General features: G+C 44.2%; 23 protein-coding genes. 8 read left to right on the top strand and 15 right to left on the bottom strand.

Features of this window, described 5'->3' with window-relative positions; genetic code table 11:
• Positions 1-83: 83 nt before the first annotated feature.
• The 6 genes from AC23N5_RS30095 to AC23N5_RS30070 all read right to left on the bottom strand — a co-directional run bounded on the left by AC23N5_RS30095 (position 84) and on the right by AC23N5_RS30070 (position 7,053).
• Positions 84-923, bottom strand: coding sequence for a helix-turn-helix transcriptional regulator (locus AC23N5_RS30095; RefSeq protein WP_183971206.1), 840 nt, complete (start codon positions 921-923; stop codon positions 84-86).
• Positions 924-933: 10 nt separating this feature from the next.
• Positions 934-1,308: a helix-turn-helix transcriptional regulator gene (locus tag AC23N5_RS30090; RefSeq protein ID WP_487758356.1), complete on the bottom strand. Its 375-nt coding sequence runs from the start codon at positions 1,306-1,308 to the stop codon at positions 934-936.
• 329 nt (positions 1,309-1,637) lie between these two features.
• Entirely contained in the window at positions 1,638-2,306 is a 669-nt protein-coding gene (locus AC23N5_RS30085; RefSeq protein ID WP_487758355.1) for a response regulator, read from the bottom strand.
• Between the two features lie 121 nt (positions 2,307-2,427).
• Positions 2,428-3,870 (bottom strand): sensor histidine kinase, encoded by a 1,443-nt coding sequence (locus tag AC23N5_RS30080; protein ID WP_487758354.1) that lies wholly within the window; start codon positions 3,868-3,870, stop codon positions 2,428-2,430.
• A 177-nt stretch (positions 3,871-4,047) separates the two neighbouring features.
• Positions 4,048-5,625 (bottom strand): OmpP1/FadL family transporter, encoded by a 1,578-nt coding sequence (locus AC23N5_RS30075; RefSeq protein ID WP_487758353.1) that lies wholly within the window; start codon positions 5,623-5,625, stop codon positions 4,048-4,050.
• A gap of 150 nt (positions 5,626-5,775) precedes the next feature.
• Positions 5,776-7,053: a hypothetical protein gene (locus AC23N5_RS30070; RefSeq protein WP_487758352.1), complete on the bottom strand. Its 1,278-nt coding sequence runs from the start codon at positions 7,051-7,053 to the stop codon at positions 5,776-5,778.
• 392 nt (positions 7,054-7,445) lie between these two features.
• Between AC23N5_RS30070 and proS the strand changes: the two genes are divergently transcribed.
• Both proS and AC23N5_RS30060 read left to right on the top strand, forming a co-directional pair.
• Entirely contained in the window at positions 7,446-8,921 is a 1,476-nt protein-coding gene (proS, locus tag AC23N5_RS30065; protein WP_487758351.1) for a proline--tRNA ligase, read from the top strand.
• 27 nt (positions 8,922-8,948) lie between these two features.
• Positions 8,949-9,380 (top strand): FKBP-type peptidyl-prolyl cis-trans isomerase, encoded by a 432-nt coding sequence (locus AC23N5_RS30060; protein WP_183971213.1) that lies wholly within the window; start codon positions 8,949-8,951, stop codon positions 9,378-9,380.
• Between the two features lie 73 nt (positions 9,381-9,453).
• Here AC23N5_RS30060 and AC23N5_RS30055 read toward each other — a convergent pair whose 3' ends face one another.
• Positions 9,454-9,927 carry an NADH-quinone oxidoreductase subunit A gene (locus AC23N5_RS30055; RefSeq protein ID WP_183971214.1) on the bottom strand — a complete coding sequence of 158 codons (474 nt, stop codon included), beginning with the start codon at positions 9,925-9,927 and terminating at the stop codon, positions 9,454-9,456.
• Positions 9,928-10,012: 85 nt separating this feature from the next.
• Complete coding sequence (locus AC23N5_RS30050; RefSeq protein ID WP_183971215.1) at positions 10,013-12,202, bottom strand: glutamine synthetase III family protein; 2,190 nt, start codon at positions 12,200-12,202, stop codon at positions 10,013-10,015.
• A 165-nt stretch (positions 12,203-12,367) separates the two neighbouring features.
• Between AC23N5_RS30050 and mtaB the strand changes: the two genes are divergently transcribed.
• Positions 12,368-13,696, top strand: coding sequence for a tRNA (N(6)-L-threonylcarbamoyladenosine(37)-C(2))-methylthiotransferase MtaB (mtaB, locus tag AC23N5_RS30045; protein ID WP_487758350.1), 1,329 nt, complete (start codon positions 12,368-12,370; stop codon positions 13,694-13,696).
• Between the two features lie 189 nt (positions 13,697-13,885).
• Here the strand turns inward: mtaB and AC23N5_RS30040 are convergent, their stop codons facing one another.
• Positions 13,886-14,245: a CoA-binding protein gene (locus AC23N5_RS30040; protein WP_183971217.1), complete on the bottom strand. Its 360-nt coding sequence runs from the start codon at positions 14,243-14,245 to the stop codon at positions 13,886-13,888.
• Between the two features lie 123 nt (positions 14,246-14,368).
• On the opposite strand from AC23N5_RS30040, the gene AC23N5_RS30035 reads away from it, so the two are divergent.
• Positions 14,369-14,941 carry an HNH endonuclease gene (locus tag AC23N5_RS30035; RefSeq protein WP_183971218.1) on the top strand — a complete coding sequence of 191 codons (573 nt, stop codon included), beginning with the start codon at positions 14,369-14,371 and terminating at the stop codon, positions 14,939-14,941.
• A gap of 14 nt (positions 14,942-14,955) precedes the next feature.
• Here AC23N5_RS30035 and moaA read toward each other — a convergent pair whose 3' ends face one another.
• Entirely contained in the window at positions 14,956-15,948 is a 993-nt protein-coding gene (gene moaA, locus AC23N5_RS30030) for a GTP 3',8-cyclase MoaA (protein ID WP_183971219.1), read from the bottom strand.
• Positions 15,949-16,134: 186 nt separating this feature from the next.
• On the opposite strand from moaA, the gene AC23N5_RS30025 reads away from it, so the two are divergent.
• Together AC23N5_RS30025 and aspS are read left to right on the top strand one after the other, a co-directional pair.
• Complete coding sequence (locus AC23N5_RS30025) at positions 16,135-16,320, top strand: cold-shock protein (protein WP_028521824.1); 186 nt, start codon at positions 16,135-16,137, stop codon at positions 16,318-16,320.
• A gap of 214 nt (positions 16,321-16,534) precedes the next feature.
• Complete coding sequence (gene aspS / locus AC23N5_RS30020; RefSeq protein WP_487758349.1) at positions 16,535-18,289, top strand: aspartate--tRNA ligase; 1,755 nt, start codon at positions 16,535-16,537, stop codon at positions 18,287-18,289.
• 227 nt (positions 18,290-18,516) lie between these two features.
• On the opposite strand, the gene AC23N5_RS30015 is transcribed toward aspS, so the two are convergent.
• A complete protein-coding gene (locus AC23N5_RS30015) occupies positions 18,517-19,047 on the bottom strand; it encodes a DUF6169 family protein (RefSeq protein ID WP_487758348.1) in 531 nt (176 codons plus the stop codon).
• On the bottom strand, positions 19,022-19,183 hold the full coding sequence (locus AC23N5_RS30010; RefSeq protein WP_183971222.1) for a hypothetical protein: 162 nt from the start codon (positions 19,181-19,183) through the stop codon (positions 19,022-19,024). The genes AC23N5_RS30015 and AC23N5_RS30010 overlap by 26 nt, the downstream gene beginning before the upstream one ends.
• A gap of 241 nt (positions 19,184-19,424) precedes the next feature.
• Here AC23N5_RS30010 and AC23N5_RS30005 point away from each other — a divergent pair, with 241 nt between their 5' ends.
• Together AC23N5_RS30005 and AC23N5_RS30000 are read left to right on the top strand one after the other, a co-directional pair.
• On the top strand, positions 19,425-20,603 hold the full coding sequence (locus AC23N5_RS30005; protein ID WP_487758347.1) for a hypothetical protein: 1,179 nt from the start codon (positions 19,425-19,427) through the stop codon (positions 20,601-20,603).
• 27 nt (positions 20,604-20,630) lie between these two features.
• The gene (locus tag AC23N5_RS30000) at positions 20,631-22,049 is read left to right on the top strand and encodes a hypothetical protein (RefSeq protein WP_487758346.1); all 1,419 of its coding nucleotides are present in this window, start codon (positions 20,631-20,633) and stop codon (positions 22,047-22,049) included.
• Positions 22,050-22,135: 86 nt separating this feature from the next.
• Here the strand turns inward: AC23N5_RS30000 and AC23N5_RS29995 are convergent, their stop codons facing one another.
• The 3 genes from AC23N5_RS29995 to AC23N5_RS29985 form a co-directional block, all read right to left on the bottom strand.
• Positions 22,136-23,254: a DUF2911 domain-containing protein gene (locus AC23N5_RS29995; RefSeq protein WP_487758345.1), complete on the bottom strand. Its 1,119-nt coding sequence runs from the start codon at positions 23,252-23,254 to the stop codon at positions 22,136-22,138.
• Between the two features lie 117 nt (positions 23,255-23,371).
• Positions 23,372-23,881 carry a metallophosphoesterase family protein gene (locus tag AC23N5_RS29990; protein ID WP_487758344.1) on the bottom strand — a complete coding sequence of 170 codons (510 nt, stop codon included), beginning with the start codon at positions 23,879-23,881 and terminating at the stop codon, positions 23,372-23,374.
• A gap of 75 nt (positions 23,882-23,956) precedes the next feature.
• Positions 23,957-25,144, bottom strand: coding sequence for an NRAMP family divalent metal transporter (locus AC23N5_RS29985; protein WP_487758343.1), 1,188 nt, complete (start codon positions 25,142-25,144; stop codon positions 23,957-23,959).
• Between the last annotated feature and the right edge of the window lie 84 nt (positions 25,145-25,228).

Genomic DNA, 25,228 nt, shown 5'->3' with positions numbered 1-25,228 from the left:
TGTGGAATTTTTCCTTTATCGGCTAACGCAGTTATATGCTTAATCCAAGTTGCTCCACAAATTTTGGTTTTGATCCCAGTCTTTTAAGGCTGGTAAGCCATTTTTTTGTATTGATACGGTGTTGTATTAAAGTGTTTCTGAAACTGCTTGCTGAATTTGATGGGAGAGGAGTATCCAGTAATGCGCGACACCTCAATGGCTTTGAGCCCTTGCGCTAGTAAGGTTTTGGCATACTCCATTTTTTTGTCGAGGTAAGCCTGATAAAGCGTTTTTCCGTACGCTTTCTTGAACTCTACCCTAAATAGCGCGGGACTTATTCGCATTTTCTTTGCTATTTCCGATGCGTTGGGTACCTGCTGGTTGTTGTGGTTGAGTATGTAGTTTTCATAAATGAAATCCATTAAGGTCATTATGGATAACCCTCGCAAAGGAGGTGCAGCGGTCAGAGAGCCAGTTGACGTTGATATACTTGGGAGTACATATTGTTCAGATAGGGCCTTTATCAGGGCTTCTACTAATTTACACTTGTTCTCCCTAAGGCTCTGCAGGGCTATACCGTTTGGTTTTAAGACCAATCCTAAAATATACTGGATTGTTTTTGAAGGGGCTGGTGTTGGAAGAATCACCACACTCTCTTGGTTGTTCACATACGCTATTTGGGGGGCTATTAATGCTTCAAATATAGAAATAGGCATAGACAGCGTAATGATGTTGGCAGGAGCATTCAGGGGTGAAATTTGCCAACTATCAGAAGGGAAATTAATAAACAGATGATCGGTAACGATACTGATGTCCAATTGCTCAAGCTGTATTTTGGTTGAACAAAAATAAACATTACAATAGCCAGGGTGGACTGGAAGCAAATCCATTTTGGAATCAACCGTACTAATGATGACTTGCACGGCATCTAAACTGGTGTTCATAAGAGTGTAGTTAGATTTTGGTGCTTTTGTATGCCAAATACAAGCGAGAAGCGTCCACTTTGTTGTTGACATTTAAGGCTTTGTAAATTTGTTTGATTCGAAATCGGATGGTGTTGACCGACACATTCATTTCTCGGGCAATCTCATCGTATCCTTTGCCATTGGCTAATTGCCCTAAAACCGCCAATTTATTGGGGGTAAGTTTTTCAATCGCTTGTTGTAAGTTCTTGGGAGTGTTTTGCGAAATGATTTGATAGGGTAGAAGCTCTGCTTCCATCATTGCCGTCAATTTTGGCAAGTATTGGGTGGGGATTTTAAACAGAGTTGCCTCTTCAAATGTTACTGGTAGTTCTGATTCTGGTAATTGATTGATTGGTATATTCATTAGATAGAATGGGGATTTTGCTGCAATAATTATAATAAAAATAACTAAATGCAAGCGAATAAAGTAGTTAATAATAGCTATTTTTGTGTTCTGCTGTATCGTATATTTTGCCTTTAAATCGAGGGAGTGGTATATGTTTTTTGGATAATACTTTTGGTTTTATCCTATTTTTGAAAATAAATAGACAAGATAGTATAGCTATTTCACAGGCATAGTTATACCAGATTTAGTTTTTAAAGGCAGAAAATAGAGCTTATTTCTGTAAAATAAAGTTTACAAATAATAAAAAAAGAAGAGAAAATAAATGTCGAAGTAGCTCTGTCGAGTAATCAGAGCTTGCCTGCTTCTTGTGCAACCCGAACTAGCTCTGTGCTATTTTTGACTTGGGTTTTTTTAATCATATTGATGCGATGATTATTCACCGTATAAATACTGAGCCCTAGCTGTTCGGCGATATCTCTGCTACTATTGCCTTCACTGATTAATTTTAAAATGGCTTTTTCTTTCTCAGACAGAAGATGTAAAGGATAGACAGATGGTGTACTGGAGAGTGGCTGAGTGTTGACGGGGCGATATTGAATCAGGGCTTTTTGAATAATGGTGGCAATTTCTGGGGTAAAAAAAGCCGTTCGGGCGTAAGCACATCGAATAGAACGAATAATATCTTGTCGGTCTGCATTTTTGACAATGTAAGAGGTAGCCCCTTGTTGAATGCAGTCTAATACGTATTTATCGTCATTAAAAATAGAAAAAATGATTATGCGGAGCTGCGGGAATTTAGCCAACAATTGGGGGATGATGTGCAATCCCAAAGGTTGATGGTCAAAAAATAAGTCAAGCAGTAAAATGTCAGGTTGTTTATCATTGACTGATTCCCAGATTTCTTGCTCGTTTTTTGCTTCTCCAATAACGACCAAATCTGTTTCTTGACTTAAAAGCGAAATAATACCTTTCCGTACAACTTCGTGGTCGTCTGCTACAACAATTTTAATATTCATCACCAATGTCAAATGTACAGTCTATGGTATTAGTTTAACGCCAATATTAAACATAATTCTGTGGATTTGCCAAAAAATGCTACATTCTCGGGTGGAATGCAGATGTATGTCTATAAACTTATTAATTCAGTAGCGGAACTGTTGCTTTGATTTCTGTACCTTGGTTGATGATAGATTCAAGATGAAATTCGCCAGAAAGTAACTGGCACCTCTGCCGCATATTCTCAATGCCAAATTTCGATTGGCTCATTCGACAAATTTTCTTTAAATCAAACCCTGAGCCATCATCTACAATACGCACGGTAAGTGCTCCTTGCTCAATTTCTATTTCAACGAGGATTTCTTTTGCCAAAGCATGTTTAAGGGCATTGTTTAGGGCTTCTTGAACAATTCGGAAAATTCCCAATGAAACCCAATCTGAAAGTGGAGGAATGGGAGTGTTGGGTTGAAAAAACTGAAAATGTACGTTGGGATGCTGCGCTTGAAGGTCGTCAATCAATGATTGTACAGCACCCAAAATTCCAAAAGTTTCGAGGGTGGATGGGAGCAACCCCATCAAAATACGTCTTGTTTCTTCAATCGTTTTATTGGTAAGTTGAAGAATCCCTCTAAACTGATTGCACGTATTTATAGACGGTAATGAACCCTTTAAGCTTTCCAATCCATACTTTATTCCTGCGAGCATTTGGCCAATGCTATCGTGTAGTTCGTGCGCTATGCGTTTTCGTTCTTCTTCTTGACCTTTGATTAAGTATTTTTCCTGCTCAAGCACAAGGGTTAATTTGTCTTGTAAGGCTTGCATGGAGCGTTTTTGCTCGGTTTCGAGGAGTTGTTGGGTAGTTTTTAGATTTTCATTGACCCTTCTCAATTCAAGATTGACTTTGTTGACCTCGCGTTGGCTTTGTAAATTTTGAAGTAAATACTGATTTAAATAGGTAAAAGAGGGCTTGACAATTTTAAATGCAATGATGATACCAACCAAGGAAAGAATGCTCGTAAGTGCAAAGTTGATCCAAATATCCAACACACTGAAATCGCTTTCCATGTCCTCGAAATAGTTATGGACAATAGCATGTAGCTCGCTTTCGTAGAGGTCAATGTAGTTTAAAATTTCGGAGATGTTTTTTTTGTCGCCCCAGTTACCCTGTGCAGCTATTTTTAATTGTCTATCAATTTTTTGGTAAACTTGAATGGCTTTCGGAATACTATTTTGTAGGTACTTTTCCATTTGAGTACCTAAGTACGCATCTTGTTGTTCGTACGAATTTACCAATGCTTGATGATTGATATAAAATGGTCTTACTTTGGCTTGAAATTGTTGGTTGATAGCGGGAGTAACACTAGGAAAAGCGGCTATGTGGTGCAGTTGTTCTTTTAAAATAGCGGAATGGGTAAGCTGATGGTTAACATGATAATACAGTTGATTGTCTAATCTTATTTCTTGTATAAATTCTGAGGTGACAACTCGACCGATAAGCCAGATAAAAAATAGAATAACAACAGAGAAAAAATAAGCCCTAAGGATGCGATAACGAATGTTTTTACTGGTTAGAATGGTAGTCATTTTGAGGTGAGTAGGTGCTTAACGAAACGGATAGAAATTTGAAAAATACCGACAAAAGTAACTGCCTGAAAAATAAGAAACTACGAAGGACAACTCACAAAAAAAGGAGCAATAGAAATACTGCTCCTTTTTTGCTTCTTATAAAAATATTTTCTTAAAGAAAAACGGGCTTGGTTATTAGAAAAACAACCCCACTGTTCCTGTAAAATTAAGCGATGTAACGTTAAGTTTGGCAGAGAAATAATTGGACGGGTCGCTGAGTTGATAAGGCGAATACGCATCCTTTGTCTGTAAATAAGTACCTGCCAAATCAACATAAAAACGCTCGGTACGATAACCGAGTCCGCCTGATAATTGAATTTTAGAACGGTCAAGGCTGCCTTCTACGTTATAATTTTGACTGTAGGCATTGGGCAAAAAGCCTGCTCCCGCCCGCACTCTAAATTTATCCAGACGAGCTTCGCCTCCTACTCGCAGATTGACGACGTTGTTGTAGGATGATTGAATCAGGCGCTTGTTGTTCGTTTTGAATTGGTTATCATCGGCTGTGCTAATACCCATTCCTTTGTAACCCACGTACTCGGCGCTACCTGTGATAAATCCTTTTTTGCCAATAAAAATGGTAATTCCTCCATTTGCTCGCAAAGGAGTGCGCATTTTATACTCAAAGTCGTAAGGCTCAAGGTTGACCCGAGTCGTTACAATTTGGTCAAAGGCTTGCTGTCCTTGCGCGTTTGTAACGGGGTTGCCGTTGGCGTCAAACACGGGGACGCGGTTGTTCAGGATGTCAATACCAACTTCTTCCTGATAGGTCATTTGGAGGTTGCTAAACGTTGGGCTGTGGATAGAAGCACCAAGTTGTAGCATAGCGTTCGGTTTATAAATCACCCCTGCTGAAATAAAAAGGCCGCTTCCTGAGATATTTACATCCTCGCGGTAGTCCAATCCCCTAAATGCGCCTCCGTTGACAAAGCGCTCGGTGTAGTTGTTTCTACGGATGAAGGTATGACGAGAAAAACCGCCCGAAACACCCAAATAAAGCTTGTCGGCATAGTTGCCAGCATACGCAAAAGTCCACTGTGAGGAGCCGCCCGAAACTTCGACGTTGCCGCTTTGTTCAAACGATGCTCTCGATAGTGGAATAGGCCGACGGTAAGGGCCATTGTCCGATAATGCATCTATTTGGTATAAATTATAAAACGCAGATTCAATCGAGAATGGGCGGCTATTGTTGTATTCATCTTCGAGGGTTTTGACTGAAAGGCCCGTAGCCAGCTCGGCGATATTGTCGATCATAGAGCTGCGATTATTGGTTCCTCCATACGTAATCATGTTATTAGCATTCACTTGGCGAGAATAGCTAATTCCAAACGAGGTACGACGCCACTCGCGGTTATAGCTTTGTGGGTTTCCTGCCAAAATAAGCGAGAACTGCGAGAGATTTGGATTTAACTTTTGGTCACTCCGAGTATTTCCAATATAAGAAGCTTCGTTGCTAATGTTATAAAAAGTAGGACTAAGGCTAATTTCGGAGCGGTTGAAAAAAGCAATCCCTGCAGGGTTGCCAAAAATGTTGCTGGCGTCGCCACCTAGTGATGCGTGGTTTCCTCCTACTCCTTGAAAACGAGCGGTGCCGTTTTGAGTGAGGTCAGACAACTGCATGGCAGTGTTAGCGTATAAGCGACTTTGGGCGTGGGTGTGGGAAGAAACTGCTAACCCTAGCAAGATTCCCCATACGATTGGGCGGTTTTTCATGGCAGGAAGAAAAAAATTGTTAAAAGTACATTTATAATTCATAAAAAACCTCGCTACTGATGTGAATAGCGAGGTTTGAGTATTTCAACAAATGTAAATACATTCTTGAAAATAGAGGATTCTATGTTAAAAAAAACGCGTGTTTAATGACTAGCGTGGACCGCGTGAACCCGAACTTGACGAACCGCTTGAGCCACTGCTCGACGATGATGAGCTTCCACTAGATGAGCTACCGCTACTCCAGCTACTAGAGCTGCTACTACGAGACGCTCCGCTGTCGTTCCAGCTGCTCTGACGACTGCTGTTGCTGTTGTTCCAGCTATTATTGTTTGAATAATTGTTGGAATTGCTGTTGTACGATGAGCGTTGGCTACTGCCACTGCTGCTCGCTTCACCATAGCTACGGGTGGCACCACCACGTGTACCTGACGAATAAGAATTTGTACCAGTGTTTCCTGACGAATACGAACCACTGCTAGTGCGTCCACCTGCGTTAGAACTATAGCCATCGTATGAGCGATTCGAGCCTCCACGTGGGCGAGAATAGTAGGAGTCGCCTGACGACGATGAGTTGCTGTTGTAGCTTCCAGTGCGGTCTGTCGGGTCATATCCCTGACGGCGGCCTTGGTTAGTGTAGCGTGCGCTGTTGTTGCTATTGTTGTTGTAAGCGTTAGATGAACGATCAACGCGGTTGTAGTAATCAGTACCCGGACGACGACGAACATCTACAATTTGGATATTGTTGGTTGGGCCGTTGTACCAAGTATTGTTATTCCAGTAGCTACCCCCACCATAGAATGAGTTTCCGTATCCATAATAAGGTGAGTAACCCCAAGGAGAATATCCCCAAGGTGAGTTGAATGAGTTCCAGCCGTACGAATTTCCCCAAGGTGAATAGAATGGATCGTTCCAAGCATAGGCCGAGCCAAAACTGTTCCAGCCATAAGGGCTATAAAAACTATTATATCCCCAATTGCCAAGACCATAGCCTAATCCAAACATCATGGGTGAATTCCATCTATTCCAGGTATTGAACCCACTACGCCAAGGCGTATTCCAGTAATTGCCCCAATTGAGATTGTTGTAGGCAGAGCTGTAGCCATCCGAAAAACCTGCATTGTAGCCTGCATTAGGGCCAAGGTTACGGGCAATGCCGCGTGAGCTCAAGTAAGATTCGTCATAGTAATCCTCTTGGCTGTTGTTATTGTTAGTAGAACCCTGGCCTGCATAATAGTCAGGATTGAGGTTACGATTGTCAGCGGCTTGTTCGGTTGAGCGACTGGCCATTGCTACGGCTGCGCTCGACGAATTTCCGTACAAATCATCGTATTCGGCATCATCTTGGGTGGCATATTGTTTGGAGCTGCAACTCCACAATCCCATCAGGCCAAGCGCCGATAAAAGGGTGAGTGAACGAAGGGTTTTCATGGTGTTCAAAATGTTTTATGTTCAGTTAGAAATCAGTCCCTGCTACCTATAAAACGTTATTTTGATGGATTCTGATTCAGTTTCGTCACAAATTTAGGATAAAAAAGTATCTTTGCAAGGATTTTTTATAAAAAAACTAATGGGTTATTATTAGTAAAATAATTGAAAATCAAAGAATTATAAATGTCAACTTCACACTCAATACCACAAAATACTGATAATTAGCATTTAAAGCGGTATAAGTGTGTAAAATACGTTTAAGCCTTTGACTATCAGGGCATAAAAATTAAAAAATTTTAAATTGGTAGAAGGCGCATTCGACAATCAAAAATAAGAAAAAGTCAACTAAGTGACTGTAAAGTTCAAGAGTAAACCTGTAACAAATACTAACGATGGCAAACGCGATTCCGAGCCGTGGCGATAATTATTCTGAGTGGTACAACGAATTAGTTAAAAGAGCAGATTTGGCCGAAAATTCGGCGGTAAGAGGGTGTATGGTGATAAAACCGTACGGTTTTTCTATTTGGGAAAAAATGCAGCGCGCCCTCGATGATATGTTCAAAGAAACGGGGCATACCAATGCGTATTTTCCGCTTTTTATTCCCAAATCATATTTGAGTAAAGAAGCAAGCCACGTGGAGGGTTTTGCCAAAGAGTGTGCGGTCGTAACGCACTATCGCCTCAAAAATGCCCCAGATGGGAGTGGGGTAATTGTGGATCCAGATGCCAAACTAGAAGAAGAGCTAATCGTGCGCCCAACGTCGGAAACGGTGATTTGGAGTACGTATAAAAACTGGATTCAGTCGTACCGCGATTTGCCATTGTTGATTAATCAATGGGCCAACGTCGTGCGTTGGGAAATGCGTACGCGCTTGTTTTTACGCACAGCCGAATTCCTTTGGCAAGAAGGCCACACGGCGCACGCTACAGCCGACGAAGCCATGGCCGAAACCCGTCAGATGTTGGAGGTATATGCCCGCTTTGCCGAAGAATGGATGGCGATGCCCGTAATAAAAGGTTACAAAACAGAAAATGAGCGTTTTGCTGGTGCTGAAGAAACATTGTGTATCGAAGCCATGATGCAAGATGGAAAAGCCCTGCAAGCAGGAACATCTCACTTTTTAGGACAAAATTTTGCCAAAGCATTTGATGTAAAATTCCAAAGCAAAGGCGGTGGCTTAGAATACGTGTGGGGTACTTCTTGGGGCGTGAGTACGCGTTTGATGGGTGCGCTTGTGATGGCACATTCGGACGACTCAGGCTTGGTTTTGCCTCCAAAATTGGCACCAATTCAAGTGGTCATTGTGCCTATTTACCGTAACGAAGAGCAATTAGGCCAAATTTCTGAAAAAGTAAAAGAAATTATGAAGGGCTTAAAGCGCATTGGAATCAGTGTGAAGTTTGACGATTCGGATGCGAACAAACCTGGTTGGAAATTTGCTGAATATGAACTCCGTGGTGTGCCTGTTCGGTTGGCCATGGGTGCGCGCGATTTGGAGAATGGCACGGTTGAAATTGCGCGTCGTGATACGAAAGAGAAAACGACGGTTTCGCTTGAAGGAATTGTGGAGTACATTGAGCAATTGTTGGAAGATATTCAGAAAAATATCTACCAAAAAGCCTTGGCATTCCGCGAAACAAATACCCACAAGGTGGATACGTATGAGGAGTTTAAACAAGTTCTTGACGAAAAGGGAGGATTTGTGTTGGCTCACTGGGATGGTACGTCGGAAACCGAAGACCGTATTAAAGACGAAACGAAAGCCACCATTCGTTGTATTCCATACAATGCACCAGAAGAAGAAGGAACATGTATCCTGACGGGCAAACCTTCAACGCGGCGGGTATTGTTTGCGCGGGCTTATTAAGAACCATTTAATTCAAAAATAACTAACATGAGTGTAGCAAAAGCAGGTGATACCGTACAGGTACACTACAAAGGGACGTTGACCGACGGTACGTTGTTCGACTCGTCAGAAGGTCGCGAACCTCTGCAATTTCAATTAGGCTCGGGCATGGTGATTCCTGGGTTTGATAACGGGATTCAAGGAATGACCATTGGAGATAAAAAAACAGTGCATATTCCAGTAGAAGAGGCGTACGGGCCAGCACAAGAAGAGCTCATTTTGCCTTTTGAACGTTCTGAACTTCCCGCCGATATTCCGTTTGAGGTAGGTATGCAATTGAACATGCACCAAGACGGAAATCCACAGCCGATTCCTGTGACGGTGGTGCAAGTAAACGAGACCCAAATTATCGTGGACGCAAATCACCCACTGGCTGGGCAGGATTTAGTGTTTGAAATTGAATTGGTAGGAGTCAACTAAGTTGATGAACGCCAAAAAGGAAGTCCCACCGAGGTTTGTAATCTTGGTGGGACTTCGCTTTTTGGTACATTGCTTATTTCTTTGGGGCGTATTTGTCGTTGATTTTTTGGTAAAGTTGTGAGGGAACTTTCGTCTGAACGTCGGGGAGTTCTGGACGCGGACGAACCCAATCTAAGTAGCCTTTACTCCAAGCGTAGGCCAATCCTAAAATAAGTATTCCGACAAACAAAGACATTTCTACCAGCGAAAACCAGCCCCACAGCCCATCGGTTTGACGAATGAGGTTTGCTTGCCCAAAAACCACTGCCCACGGAAAAAGGAAAATGAGTTCCACTTCAAAAAGAAGAAAAACGATGGCAATCACGTAAAAACGGACGTTAAACTGCACATTGGCATTTCCGAGTGGGTCTTCCCCCGATTCGTAAGTAGTAAGCTTTTCCTCATTGGGGCGATGAGGGCGTATTACTTTGGCAAGCGTGAGCATCACCGCAATAAGCGCAATCGCCGCAAAAATGAACAAAAGAATTACCCCAAATTCTGAGACCATAAGAATGTTAGTTGACTATGCCCTTCCCGAAAGTTTTAAACTTTCGGGAAGGTATTGAAGATTATTTTACAAAAGGTATTGAATATTATTTTACAAAAAGCATTTCGCGGTATTTGACAAGTGGCCAGTCTTCATCGTCGATGAGCAATTCGAGCTTATCAACTTCGTAGCGAATTTTTTCAAAATAGTCCTTCACTTCAGAACCGTACAACACGGCGCGCTCCACGAGGTCTTCGGTATTATTTGCCTTTTTGCGGGCTTCGGTCATTGCATCCACCGATTGTTTGATGGTCAATACCCGTTGAGATACTTCCTTAATCAATTCCTTTAGGGGCTGAGCTTCTTCCGTCAAATCAAGTTCTACCAGTGCTTTGGCAGTTTGGGCCAACTGAAACTGATACTTTACTGTCGTTGAAACCACATGGTTGAGGGCCAAATCACCAATTACCCTTGACTCAATCTGGACTTTTTTGATATAGTTTTCGAGCTCAATTTCGTAGCGTGCGTGTACTTCGCGTTCGGTTAAGACACCCATTTTTTCGAGTACTGCAATCGCCGACGGTTCGATGTATTTTTCAAGCGCAACGGGGGTAGAGGCAATATTCGTGAGTCCACGTTCGGCCGCTTCCTGAATCCAATCCTCAGAATACCCGTTTCCTTGAAACAAAATACGCTTGGAATGGCGGTAGTAGTTTTTCAGAATGTCCACAATCGCCAATTCTTTTTTCTCCCCAGCTTCGAGGCGCACTTCGAGTTCTTTGCGGAACTCTTGGAGTTGGTTTGCCACAATTGTATTAAGGATAATCATTGGAGAGGCGCTGTTGGCGCTTCCACCTACGGCGCGGTACTCAAACTTATTTCCTGTAAAAGCAAACGGCGATGTACGGTTGCGGTCGGTATTGTCGCGCATGAGGGGAGGAGTGCGCGTAATTCCCAGTTTATAAAATACGTTGTCTCCTTTTTCAAGCTGAATTTCCCCACGGTTTTCAAGCGTTTCGAGCAAGCGAATTAGCTCATCGCCTAAGAAAACGGAGACAATGGCAGGAGGGGCTTCGTTGGCACCCAAGCGGTATTCGTTGCCAGCGGAAGCAATCGAGGCCCGCAACAAATCAGCGTGGTCGTGAACGGCCTTTACGGTGTTCATCATAAACGTCAAGAAACGAAGCGTTTCTTTGGGTTTGCTACTAGGCGCCAACAAGTTCACGCCTGTATCGGTCATCATCGACCAGTTGTTGTGTTTTCCACTACCATTGATACCCGCAAACGGTTTTTCGTGGAAAAGAACTTTAAAATTATGCTTTTCGGCTACTTTGTGCATCAAGTCCATCAACAGCGCGTTGTGGTCGATGGCCAAGTTGAGTTCTTCAAACGTAGGCGCACATTCAAACTGCCCTGGGGCTACCTCATTGTGACGTGTACGCACAGGAATCCCCAATTTCCAAGCTTCGTACTCAAAATCAACCATAAACGCATTTACGCGGGGCGGAATAGAGCCGAAGTAGTGGTCTTCCAATTGTTGACCTTTGGCAGGAGAGTGTCCAAAAACGGTTCTTCCCGACATCATGAGGTCAGGCCGAGCGTAGTAAAGGGCTTTATCAACCAAAAAATATTCTTGTTCCGCGCCGAGGGTTGCCGTTACTTTTTCCACATTGCGGTCGAAGTAATACATCACAGCCGTGGCGGCTTTGTCGAGCACATGAAGGGCACGTAAAATGGGCGTTTTGTAATCCAATGCCTCCCCTGTGTAAGAAATGAAGACCGACGGAATACAGAGCGTTTTACCCCCTGCGCCATTGTCCATCAAAAAAGCGGGAGAGCTAGGGTCCCAACCCGTATAGCCCCGAGCCTCAAATGTTGCCCGTAAGCCCCCGCTCGGAAAAGAAGAGGCGTCGGGCTCTTGCTGCACCAATGCACTTCCTTTAAACTTTTCAATGGCTTTTCCTTGAGCTGTGACGTCAAAAAACGCGTCGTGTTTTTCGGCAGTTCCGCCCGTTAAAGGTTGAAACCAGTGGGTATAATGCGTCGCGCCTTTGGAAGTTGCCCACGATTTCATGGCTGCGGCTACTTCATCGGCAATTTCACGGTCAATTCGAGAACCCGACTTAATGGCATTAGAAACTTTGTAATAGGCTTCGGGCGTGAGTAGCGACTTCATAACGTCGTCGCTGAAAGTATATGAACCGTAATAATCGGCTACTTTATCGCTTGGGGGTGTTACACTGATTGTTGCGCGGTTATGGGCCGTTTCAAGGGCCTTGAATCTCATATTTGCCATAAATGAAGTATCGGGTAATTAGAATGAAAATCAACTGTTTTTGGAATAGGCACCAAACATATATTTTTTTTGTTTGATTGACAAAGTTATGGGTTTCCATTGAAGGATTTGACGAATATATGGATTGTTTGTCGCCCAAACGAGTATTATCACTAATTTTGCACCATGAAAAAAGTTGCATTTTATACATTGGGGTGTAAGCTCAATTATTCCGAAACTTCCAGTATATCAAGGATGTTTGAGCAAAAAGGGTATCAAAAGGTAGCCTTTAACGAACAGCCCGATATCTTCATCATCAATACTTGTTCGGTTACAGACAATGCCGACAAAAAATGCCGTAAAATCGTCAGAGAAGCGCAAGGGATAAATCCCAACGGTTATGTAGCTATCATTGGCTGCTATGCGCAATTAAAACCGCAAGAAATTTCTGAAATTCCAGGCGTGGATGCCGTACTTGGAGCCGCCGAAAAGTTTCGGTTGATAGATTTATTGGATGGATTTGTCAAAGCGCCCGTTGCGCAGCCTGGGCGTGTGATGGCATCACCGATTGAAGAGGCCGTTGACTACCATGTTTCGTATTCTCTCAATGACCGTACGCGCACTTTTTTGAAGGTGCAAGACGGCTGTGACTATCCGTGTGCGTATTGTACCATTCCGCTGGCAAGGGGAAAAAGCCGCTCTGATACCGTAGAAAATGTGGTAAAAGCGGCACACGAAATTGCAGCACGGGGGGTAAAAGAAATTGTGCTTACGGGTGTAAATATTGGTGATTTTGGCCTTCATGACGGCAAGCGTACCGAAACATTTTTTGAACTTGTACAAGCGCTAGACGAAGTAGAGGGCATTGAGCGTTTTCGTATTTCTTCGATTGAACCCAATTTGTTGACAGACGAAATTATCGCCTTTGTGGCTCAATCAAAGCGTTTTGTACCTCATTTCCATATTCCACTTCAATCAGGTTCAAACAAAGTATTGGGCTTGATGCGCCGTCGTTACCGTCGTGAGTTGTACGTAGATAGAGTGACGAAAATCAAGGAATTGATGCCAGACTGCTGTATTGGCGTGGATGTCATTGTAGGGCACCCTGGCGAGACAAAAGAAGAGTTTTTGGAAACATATAACTTCTTGAATGAGCTTCCGATTTCGTACTTACACGTATTTACCTACTCCGAACGCCCCAATACGTTGGCGGTTGGTATCAAGCCAGTTGTGCCGCAGTCGCAGCGGGCAGAGCGGTCAAAAATGCTCCATATTTTGTCAGATAAAAAACGTAGGGCGTTTTATGAAGGCCAATTAGGCACCGAGCGGACGGTGCTGTTTGAGGATGAAGTGGTGGATGGTAATATGCAAGGCTTTACCGAAAACTACGTGCGTGTGACGGCCAAATACGACCCGCTACTCATCAATGAGGTAAAACGTTTGCAACTGATTGAGATTAACGCAGAGGGCCAAGTAGAGGTGCGGGAAGTAGAAACAGAAGTTTTTCACCACTAATAGAGTAAGTAAGGACAAAAAGCGTTCTTTTAGGGATAGTATTGGAGAGAGAATAATAAAAAAAAAGAATATCTTGTTTGATTTGAAAACCATTTCATTAACTTAGTGTTTGATAAGGGTAATCCTACTTACCAACCAAAACCACACCTTACCACTGACTTACCCGCTATCAAACACTAAAATATAGGCTTAATACGCATTAATCGAAAGAAGCACAAGTGTACAGGCTTCTTGGGCTTCGATTCCGTTTTGTGTTAACAAAGCGACAAACTCATCATTTTCTGTGCCAGGGTTAAAAATAACTCGTTTTGGATGTAATGACACAATGTAATCGTACCATTCGGGTTGATTGCGTGGCCCAACGTATAAGCTAACTGTATCAATATCGTCAAAGGCTGGTTTGTCAGTATGTATCTGTTGACCCGCAACAACGCCCTCTTTGAGACCTACCAACTCAATGGGATGGCCGTGATTGCTAATACGATGTGCCGCAAGAAATGCGTAGCGTTCTGGGTTGGTAGAAGCCCCAAGGATGAGCGTTTTTTTCATTTTAAGACTTGATTGATAGTAATTTTAAAACAATAAAAAGCACAAGTTAGTTGTACTGACAATGCACAAATGTATTGAAAAAGTACGATTGCTGGGATTGAAAAAATCAACAACACAAGAACCATGGCTGATAATAAAATAGCAAACTACTGGAACGAGAAGTGGGTACGAATTGAGTTTGAAGGAGTTGAAAATCCGCCCCATTATAGAGTGTCTAACTATGGCCGCTTGGCGAGCTTTCAGGGAGAAGATAATCAAGGGAAAGTAATCAAAGGGTCTGTGATTCAGGGGTATCGCTCCTTAAATATTCGCATTACAGGGGGCAAAACCATCAACAGATATGTGCATAAATTAGTGGCTGATTTGTTTGTAAAAAAAGAAAGTGAAAATGCTAAGTATGTTATTCACTTAGATTTTGATAAACAAAATAACCGTGCCGAAAACCTAAAATGGGTGACCAAGGACGAAATGGTGGAGCACAACCGCAACAACCCAGCGGTAATCAATCGCCAGATTCCGATACGTACCCGTAATTACAAGCTTACCGAACCCAAGGTAAGGATGATTAAGAAGATGCTGAAAAGTGATAAAAACCGCTTAAAAATGATTGCAAAGCAATTTGGGATTACGCACACTCAGCTCAATCGTATTCGGTCGGGAGAAAACTGGAAGAACGTGAAAATTGATGATGAATAAAAAAAGAGGGATTATTACCCTCCAATGGTTGACATAGATTCCGAAACCACACCCACTTTACGTCTAGCTTCGGCTTCAAAGCCATCTTTTGCCCTGTTTTGTAATGCTTCGTAAATGTACGTTTGGAGGGTCTCGTCGTTGAGCCCCTGCCGAATCAAGTCACGAATGTTAAAAACTCCATCGTCGTATAGACACGTCCTGAACTGACCTTGTGGGGTTAGGCGAAGCCGATTACACGTACCACAAAACGTGCGACTGAAGGCCGCAATGATGCCAATCGTACCTTGGTGCCCAGGAATTTGATAATTGTAAGACGTGGAGGCAGGAGGGTCGGGGAGTTTATAAATGCCAGGATAGGCTTTTTTTAGCTCGTCCAAAATTCGACGATAATTCCAAAATTCTTGGTATTCGTGCGCACCGTCGCCATTGAAAGGCATTTCTTCAATAAAACGTACACTGACGGGGGAGTGGCGCGTGAGCTCGGCCATTGGGATAATGTCGTCCGTATTTTTTCCTGACATGACCACCGTGTTTATTTTGGTCGAAATGTTGTGGGCTTGCAGGGCTTCAAACGTTTGCCACACGTTCGGAAATTCATCGCGACGCGTAATGTCAAAAAAGCGTTGACGGTCGAGACTATCTAAACTGAGGTTGACCGATTTAATCCCAATTCTTTTTAAATCAGGCACTAACGGCGCAGTGAGCACCCCGTTGGTCGTGATATTGATTTGCTGTAAACCTTCGATTTGACTGAGTTCTTCCAAAAACTCCATAATTCCTCGCCGTACAAAAGGCTCTCCCCCCGTAATCCGAACTTTGTCCACCCCCATGCGTACTAAAATGCGAATAACACGCTCCATTTCTTCCCACGTCAGAAGATGCGGTTTGGGCACATATTTGATGCCTTCCTCGGGCATACAATAAAAACAACGCAAGTTACAGCGGTCGGTTACTGCCAGCCGTAAGTAGTTGATGGGGCGCCCGTGGTTGTCAATTACTTGGTTCAAAGACGTACTTGGTTAAAGGAGAAAAATCAGCAGCGTTATTGCTCAAAGTAAATAACGGAAAGCAGAATAAACAAGTTCTAGGCTGCCAGAAACTAAAAAACGCACAAAAAAATTATTTTATAATTTTAATTCTCTACTTTTGTATTGGCAGTACGCCAATCATTCATTTTTTTAATTTATTTTGTAATGGAAACTGGAACAGTAAAGTTCTTCAACGAATCAAAAGGATTTGGCTTCATCGTTAGCGGTGGACAAGAAATTTTCGTACACGTATCTGGCTTGGTTGACAAAATCACCGAAGGAGATACTGTAACGTTTGATAAAGTCCAAGGGAAAAAAGGCATCAACGCCACCAACGTTAAGCTTGCTTAATTGCAACACTCCACTGATATATTGAAAATCCGATTCTAATTGGTCATAACAATGTGTCAAATCAAAGGGCAAACGGGGTTCTCCGCTTGCCCTTCTTTGTTTTTGCCCAAATCTTATAGGTTTACTTCCCATCATCCTACTCAAACGTATAAGGTTTTTATTATTTATTCCGTACTTTTGCGGACTTTTTGAGGAATTTAAGAAATAATATTCTATGCTTAGAACGCACACTTGCGGTGAACTCCGCATTTCGGATGTAAATAAAGAAGTTACCCTAAGCGGTTGGGTTCAGCGTATCCGCGATAAAGGAGGTATGATATGGATTGATTTGCGTGACCGCTACGGCATTACGCAGTTGATGGTGGAAGAAGGAAAAACAGCCGCTGACATCATTGCCAAAGTTCGTGAGCTTGGCCGCGAATTCGTTATTCAGGTCTCTGGTACAGTCTCTGAACGCTTTGCCAAAAACGATAAAATCCCAACGGGAGATATTGAATTGAAATTGAGTAGTTTGGAGGTGTTGAACCCTGCTAAATTACCGCCTTTTTTGATTGAAGACGAAACCGACGGTGGTGACGAACTTCGTATGAAGTACCGTTACTTAGATTTACGTCGTAATACGGTGCGCAAAAACCTCGAATTGCGTCACAAAGTAGCGCAACAAACGCGCATTTTTATGGATGCGCAAAACTTCATTGAGGTAGAAACACCTGTGTTGATTAAATCAACCCCTGAAGGGGCACGCGATTTTGTGGTGCCAAGCCGCATGAACCCAGGGGAGTTTTATGCCTTGCCACAATCACCGCAAACCTTTAAACAATTGTTGATGGTATCGGGCTTCGACCGTTACTTCCAGATTGTAAAGTGTTTCCGTGACGAAGACCTTCGTGCCGACCGTCAGCCTGAATTTACGCAAATCGACTGCGAAATGTCGTTTGTAACGCAGGAAGACGTATTGCAAATGTTTGAGGGATTGATTCGTCACTTATTTAAAGCTGTCAAAGGAATTGACCTTCCCGAAGTACCTCGCATGACCTACGCAACGGCCATGAAAAAGTACGGTTCAGACAAACCCGACGTGCGTTTTGGCATGGAGTTCGTGGAGTTGAAGGGCGATATTGACTTGATTTCGGGTAAAAACTTTGCGGTTTTTGATGCGGCTGAATTAGTCGTAGGGATTTGTGCCAAAGGATGCGCCGACTACACCCGCAAGCAAATCGACGAGTTGACAGAATGGGTAAAACGTCCTCAAATTGGTGCCAAAGGGCTAGTGTACGCGCGTTACAACGCTGACGGAACCATCAAATCGTCGGTAGATAAATTTTACAGTGAAGAAGACCTCAAAAAATGGGCCGAGGCGTTTGGTGCCGAGCCAGGCGACTTGTTCTTGATTTTGGCGGGCGAAGCTAATAAAACCCGTAAGCAACTCAATGAACTTCGTTTGGAAATGGGTAGCCGTTTGGGCTTGCGCAATCCTGACGAGTACAAAGTACTTTGGGTGGTTGATTTTCCATTGTTGGAGTACGGTGAAGAGGATCAACGTTGGTTTGCGATGCACCATCCGTTTACTAGCCCCAAACCCGAAGACATTCCGTTGTTAGCAACGGATTTAGGCGCGGTTCGTGCCAATGCCTACGACATGGTGATCAACGGAACGGAAGTAGGTGGAGGCTCAGTGCGGATTTTCCAACGTCCGTTACAGATGCAAATGTTTGAAATCTTGGGCTTTACGCCTGAAGAAGCCAAAGCACAGTTTGGGTTCTTGATGGATGCGTTTGAGTTTGGAGCGCCGCCACACGCGGGTATCGCCTTTGGATTCGACCGTCTGTGTTCAATCTTCGGAGGGGCAGATTCAATTCGTGACTTTATTGCGTTCCCGAAAAACAACTCTGGCCGCGACGTGATGATTGATTCGCCATCGACGATTGACCAAAAACAACTAGACGAATTAAAAATCGCTACAAAATAAGTCAGACGCTAGTCAGACTTTAGCTATAGTAAGAGCATCGGTCTGACTATCGTCTGACCTAGTCGAAACTCCTCACTGAACTTACTCAGCGAGGAGTTTTTGTTTTAGAAACCCGCTTATTTGTACAGCGAAACAATAGGAGAGCTAAACGACCCACTTACTTGCAAGGTATCGGGAAAAGCCTTGTATCTGGTAGTATTTATGACCCAAGACAAGGGGGAGGACTACTAGTCGCTCAGAAGATAACTGACAAATTCTTTACTAAACAGGCATGTTTCAAGATTCAACAGAACCACGTCTGTTTTGACTGTTTCCCCATATTCGTTTTCAACATCAACAGGAATTATATACTTTGTAATAGACACGTCTGGTTTGTATTCGGAGTTTTCAGCGTCATCAAACCATCTGTTAAATAGCTTACTTCTTTTTTGCTGCCTTCCATCGCTATAGTCGCAAACATAAATGATGCTTGAGTGAATATTATTATCTATATATTCTTTCAATATGGCTAGGATGGTATATTTTATCCTTACATCTCGTGTAGGAACTTCTGATGTATGATTGGCTGATATGGTATCGAAACCAAATTCTTTAATGTATCCACGGTAATTTGGGTTGCCACCTAGGTATTTCTCGCCTCCAACAAAATAAACGCCATAGACTAGCCCCGAATCAGTCGTGAATTCGAATATAGTAGCAAATTGACTCGAAGTGTGGGTGTAACTGTAGTGTCTAACTGAGCTTGATGCCTTTTGCATTTAATTCTTCGCTGGTTATTTCGCCGCGAAAATGGGCAAAAATAGCCTTTTTATTATCTAACATTTTTGAGGCCATGTTAGACTGTTTGCTGCCCTTCTTGAAGGTATTGTTTTTGGGAGTGTCTATTGTTTTCATGTCCTTGCAGTATTTGGCATGTATGGTACAAATGTAATACATAAATTAGACAATAAAAGTTTTACAGGGCTAGGGCCAAAATGTTAGTTTTTGTTTTGAAAGTTAAAAAGTCAATTCTACGTCTTAAATTGCGCCATTCGTCCCATTTTTGGGGAGTAAAACAATAAATTTTGCCAACTTCGAGTTTTTAAGTATCAATTTGTGATTAACAATACGCATTTAACAGCCCAAACCATCCAATATGAGCTTCTTTGAACGTGTCAAAGCCTATTTTAGTCGCGATAACTTTCAAAAAGACCCCGAATTGGTGTCTTTTGATGAATTGGAGCCACCCAAGGTCGCTGCTCCAATGCCTGCGCCCGTAACGGCGACTATGCCTACGTTACCCACTACGGGTTCTATCATGCCTGCGGTGGTTGCGGCTCCGTCACAACCTTTGTTTGCGGAAGAGCCTCAGTCGGAGACGAAATCGTGGGTGATGACGCCCCCTAGCCAAAAAATCGAGTGGCCAAATTGGCTAGAAGATGAAACCCTGCTGCGTGATGAAGGGGTGATTTTTGGTTTGTCTGAGTCAAAAGCGGAGGAAAAGGTAGCTATTATCCGTAATTATTTTGTCCACCAAACGGCCGATTGGGAACGGGAAGTGGAGCGTCACGGGGAGAAAATTCAAGAATTGAACCTGTTTATTGAGCAAAAGGAAAATCGTATCACCGAGCTCAAGGAAAAATGTTCGGATATGGAAAGCCGCAACCACGACGGAGAGCACCAATTGCCTCGTACAATTGTGGGTTTGGCCTTTTCGGCGGCGATGTGCGTGGGGAATTATTTTCTGATTGACGATACCCTCCGCCCGTTGTATCCCAACAGTCAATGGATTGCAGTTGGGGTGTTTTTAGCGGGGATGTTCAACCTGTTTGGACGGGTGTCGTTGTTTCACGATACGGAAAGCAACGTGTCGTGGCGGCGAATGCTTGAAGAGGTGGGGATGCCGTTTGCTGCTGCCTTGTTTGTGTTTGTGCAAGCTATTCAAAATCAAGGTGTTTGGCGGGCAGGTGCGTTGTTTGTCTTTGTGTTTTTCTTGTTTTTGTTTGCGGGAAAATTGTTGTTAAGCAATATCACCGTATTGCGAAATGACTTGAAAATATGGTTGACAGGGACAAATTTGAAGAAAGAAAAATCAACCAAAACGGAAACTTGGGACGGCGAAGTAGCGCGACTAACGGCCGAAATCGACGCGTTACGGGTGCAGAAATGGCAGATTTTGCCCAATCTCAACAAAGCTGAGGCCGAAGTGGCTCGTTTGAACGCCCGCCGCGATGCACTTATCAAATTGTTTGAAAGTGAGTTTTACTTGGCACGTCAACTTCGCGACCGCCTAACGGATAAGCAATGGCGTGAGTTTGAAAAAGGATTTGAGTAGGTGCTTTTTATTTAGCCAAAAACAACCATGGAAGAGAACCAACAACATACCGAAAAACCTGATTTTTTGCACGGCTACAATAGCGGTGTTGAAGGATCGGAAAACCGAAATCCGTACGAAAGCTATTTGTCAAGCGAAATACATTACAATTGGCTGGTGCAACGAGTTAATGACCGTCGCAATGAAGTGCAGCGGGTTGAAAATCAGATAGAAGAGACGACGGTAAAACGCAAGGTGGCGTACGACCATTTGCAAGAATTTGTCCAGCGTTTTACCAAATCGAGCAAACGTTTGGCCGATTTAGTCATGCAACGTGACCAAATTGACGAAGAAACCGAGGCGCTTCGCAACCGCCGTAAACAAACGCAGTCGGAGTACTCGCTGTTGGCGGGCTTGTTTTTCTTTGCGGCAGGTTTGGCTTTTGTGTTTGGCGATTTGATTATCTCGCACGAAATTGTAGCCTATGCCCTCAACATCCGTAACAACTACGAAGCTTGGGCGTTTGCCATTGGTTTGGCCATGATTTCTATTTTGCTCAAACCCGCCTACGACCGCCTCATTGAAAAACCCTACACCGATCAACATACGCAGCAAGCACGCTCGCGTTATGCGTGGTTTAAGGTGGGTTTGGCAGGATTTGCGATTGTGACATTGGGGATTTTGGGCTGGTTTCGTTACGAGGCGTACCGTACCGACAAACTCAAAGAAGCCATCAATAAGTCGGTGAAAAACTTGCAGTTAAACGCTACGCCACTCGACCCAACGGCGTCAATTTCGCCCGCGCAGCAGCAAGCCTTGTTACAAAAAATTGAACAACAATTGCTACGTTCCGACGAGCTGAATTTAGGGTTGGTCAACAGCCCGTGGGCCTTGGCATCGTTTGTTTTGAGTGGAATTTTGTTTGCCTTAGCGGGTGCTGTTTCGTTGGGAATGGCCTTGCCCGTTTTGCAAAACTTCTGGTACCGCTGGTTACAAATCGACCCGCGTTTGGGGCGCTTGCGTCGTCGCCGTAAAAAATTGGTGAAAGAAATTGAAGGTGCCGAAAAAGAAGTGGCTGAAGATACGACTCAGAAGGATATTTTGGCGCACGAGCTAGAAATACTCCCTAATTTGGACGACTTACGTGCCGAACGCCTCAAACTCCGCAATGAGCTTGACGAACTGATTGAAACTACGCGTTTGGCCCAAACCGATAGCCGAATTGCGTCTTTTAACGATGGTTACGCCAAAGGTGAAATTGCGCGCGAATTGATGAACGAAGAAGAGTTTACGCAGTTTCGAAACTCGGTGATGAATACACATAATTTGGCTTTAAAAGCAGCCACCGCCGCCGACCGCAGCATTAATTATCTCACCACAGGTTCGGGCAAGAAAGGCAATTCCCTTCGCCCACACCAAATGATTCGGAAAATGATTACCGATGAATTTCGAGGAGAAGGAGAATAAGATAGGAATGTCGAGTGGGAGAGTGACGAGTGTCGAATAAATACTTTTTAATCAAAAAAGGAGGGCTTGCCCTCCTTTTTTGATGCTTAATTGATGGCTTGACCTTGTTCTAACTTTTTAATCATGGCTTCGACGCTGGTTTTGTTGAGGGCGTCGGGTGCTTGGGGAAGCGCGGCTTTCATGTATTCTAACGCTTTTTTGCTGTCGCCAATGGCCGAATAACCACGCGCTAAACCTACGTTGGTGGTAAATGTGTTGGGGTTTTTATCATAATTTACCTTGAATACCTCAAAGGCTTCTCGGGCGCGTTTGGCTGCCAGCAAGGTTCGGGCATATTGGTGGAGTTCGTTCATCGAGCCTAGTGGCAGGGCTTCCTTCATGAGTGCGTCGGCATCGGCGGTTTTGTTCATCTTTAACAACACGCCCGCTTTGGCGCTCAGGGTTTGGAAGTTTTTTTGCCCGATAAAAGGCGCTGAAATGCCTTGGTCGGCCCAAGCCAATGCTTTGTCTAAGGCAATGTTGTGTTGAACGCAGTAATTGGCGGCTTCTACAAACCCCTGCCATGCAAACCCAGGCGTGTTGCGAAGTTCGTTGGCAAACGAGGCTACTTGCGCAGCGTGAACGTCGGTTTCTACCTTGAACGCAATCTGGCGTTTTTCCCACCGCATTGCTACGGTTACGCCGTTTTCGGTTTGGTCAGTGAACTCGTATTTGAGCCATTCTTCACTTTGGGGAAGCGATTGGTTTTTGACTGCCACACGCAGGGCATCTTCGGCGGGGTCGTAGTAAAAACTACCCCAAGAGGTATGGTTTTTTGAAAAAATGAGGGTGGTTTCGTCCGCGCCTAGTATCATGTGGAGGCCGTAGGTGCCCGCAGGTAGGTCTTTTCCTTCGATTTTGACGGGGTAGGAGAACGAAATGGCCGTGTTTTCGTTGGCACCTGCGCGCCATGGAGCGGCTTTACTCGTACCAAAACCCAAGTCATTGAGGCCGTAGGGGGCAATGGGCGTTCCCCAGATTTTTCCCTCGCGACCTTTGACCCCAGGGCGATGATAAGAAATGTCGATTTTTACCACGCCAACGTATTCAGAAACAAAGGCTTTTTTATTGCCACCGTCGGGGGCGGTAGTGAGGCGGCCTTGGGCATGAAGCAGGGCGTAGGCACTAGCAATGTACCAGCCAAAAAGAAGGAAGAGACGTTTCATGGAAGATGAAGTTTTGTTTTCCTGCGAAGTAGAACAAAATTACTAGCATCTACATCCCCCTTTTTGGGGTATTTTGGCAGGAAACGAAGGTTATGGGAATAGCAAAACTATTTATAATCAGCCAATCGCTCCTCGTTTTCCCAACTCAATCACTTCCATTTGACTGATTTTACCGCTGTCTAAAACAAACCGTAATAGGGTACGTATTTTGTGAAAACCTTCTCGGCCTGCCGCGCCTGGGTTGAGGTAAAGCATATTGTGAAGCTGCGGGTCGCGCATGACGCGGAGGATGTGCGAGTGGCCACACACAAAAATATCGGGCGTGGCATTGACCAACTCTGGCCGAACGTGCGGGTTGTATTTCGGGGGAGCGCCACCAATGTGCGTCATCCACACTCGAAAACCTTCCAGCTCAAAACGTTGGTGTTCGGGGGCTTGCCAGCGGACTTCTTTGGCGTCGATGTTGCCATATACCGCTCGTAGCGGTTTAAATTGGGCTAGTTTTTCCAAAATTTCGACGCTACCCACGTCGCCCGCGTGCCAAATTTCGTCACATTGGTCAAAGTGGGTAAAAACGGCGTCGTCCAAAAAATGGTGGGTGTCAGAAATAAGACCGATACGTTTCAATGTTTGTTTACGGTTTGTAGTTTACAGTTGATGCGTTTTTGTTGTACTTGCTTTTTGCGCTTTGCCCCTTGCTTTTTATAATTTCAACAACGTCTGAATCGCCATGCCGCTCATGATGAGGACGACCAGCCAGCCCGCAAGTTGTAACCAAAGCGGGTGTTGGTAGTTGCCGACCAATCGTTTGTTGCGAGCTGCAATGAGCATAACCGACAGCGCAATGGGTAGAATAAAACCATTGACGGTACCGACAAACACCAAAATCTGAACGGGTTTGCCGACGGCCAAAAAGATAATGGTAGAAACCGTAATAAACGCGACGGTTAGGTAACGGTGGTTGCGTTCGAGGGATGGGTGGAAGGTTCGTAAAAACGAAACCGACGTATAAGCCGAACCAATGACCGACGTAATGGCGGCACTCCACATCAAGACCCCAAACAAGCGATAACCTACCTGCCCAGCGGCCAACTGAAACACCGAAGCGGGCGGATTGTCTTTGCTCAAAGTAAGTCCCGTAGCCACGACCCCTAACGTTGCTAAAAATAAGAAATATCGGATGATGGAAGTAACCAAAATACCTGTGGTAGCACTTCGGTTGACTTGGGGAAGGTACTGCGCCCCTTTTATACCCGCTTCGAGCAAGCGGTGGCCGCCCGCAAAAGTGATGTACCCGCCGACGGTTCCGCCAACGAGCGTGATGGTGGCAACGGGGTCAAATCGTTGGGGAGCAACGGTGCGTATAAGGGCCTCACCCACGGGAGGATAAGCCGAGAAAACTACGTAAGCGATAAGAAGTAACATTAAGATACCCAGATACTTGGCGAAGCTGTCCATGGCTTTGCCCGCTTCAGGAAGTAGAATCAAGGCGATGCCAATGCCTGCACTCACCAACGCGCCAATCTTGACATCCAACCCGCTCATGACTTCAATTCCTAAGCCTGCCCCTGCGACGTTACCAATGTTAAATGCCAATCCTCCGATGACTATCAGGGCTGAAAGTAAATAACCCAAGCCAAAAAATAGGTCGTTGGCGATGTCTTGGGCGCGTTTTTCGGTGATGGCAATGATGCGCCAAATATTGAGCTGTGCCCCTAAATCAAGCAAAATCGAAAGCAGAATCACAAAGCCGAAGTTGGCGAGCAGTTGCTGGGTAAAAACGGTAGTTTGGGTCAAAAAGCCTGGGCCTACCGCCGAGGTCGCCATCAGAAAGGCAGCGCCAAGAAGTGTGTTCGTGGAGGAGGGAGGGTTCGTAGATGCTTTGCTCATTAGGGAAGGGAATTTTGCACAAAATCATAAAATTTGAACACAGATACAACAGATTAAACGGATTTACACTGATTTTTCTATTGC

The organism is Runella sp. R5_40, from assembly GCF_057652295.1.
This window is presented reverse-complemented; position numbering and strand designations above follow the sequence as displayed.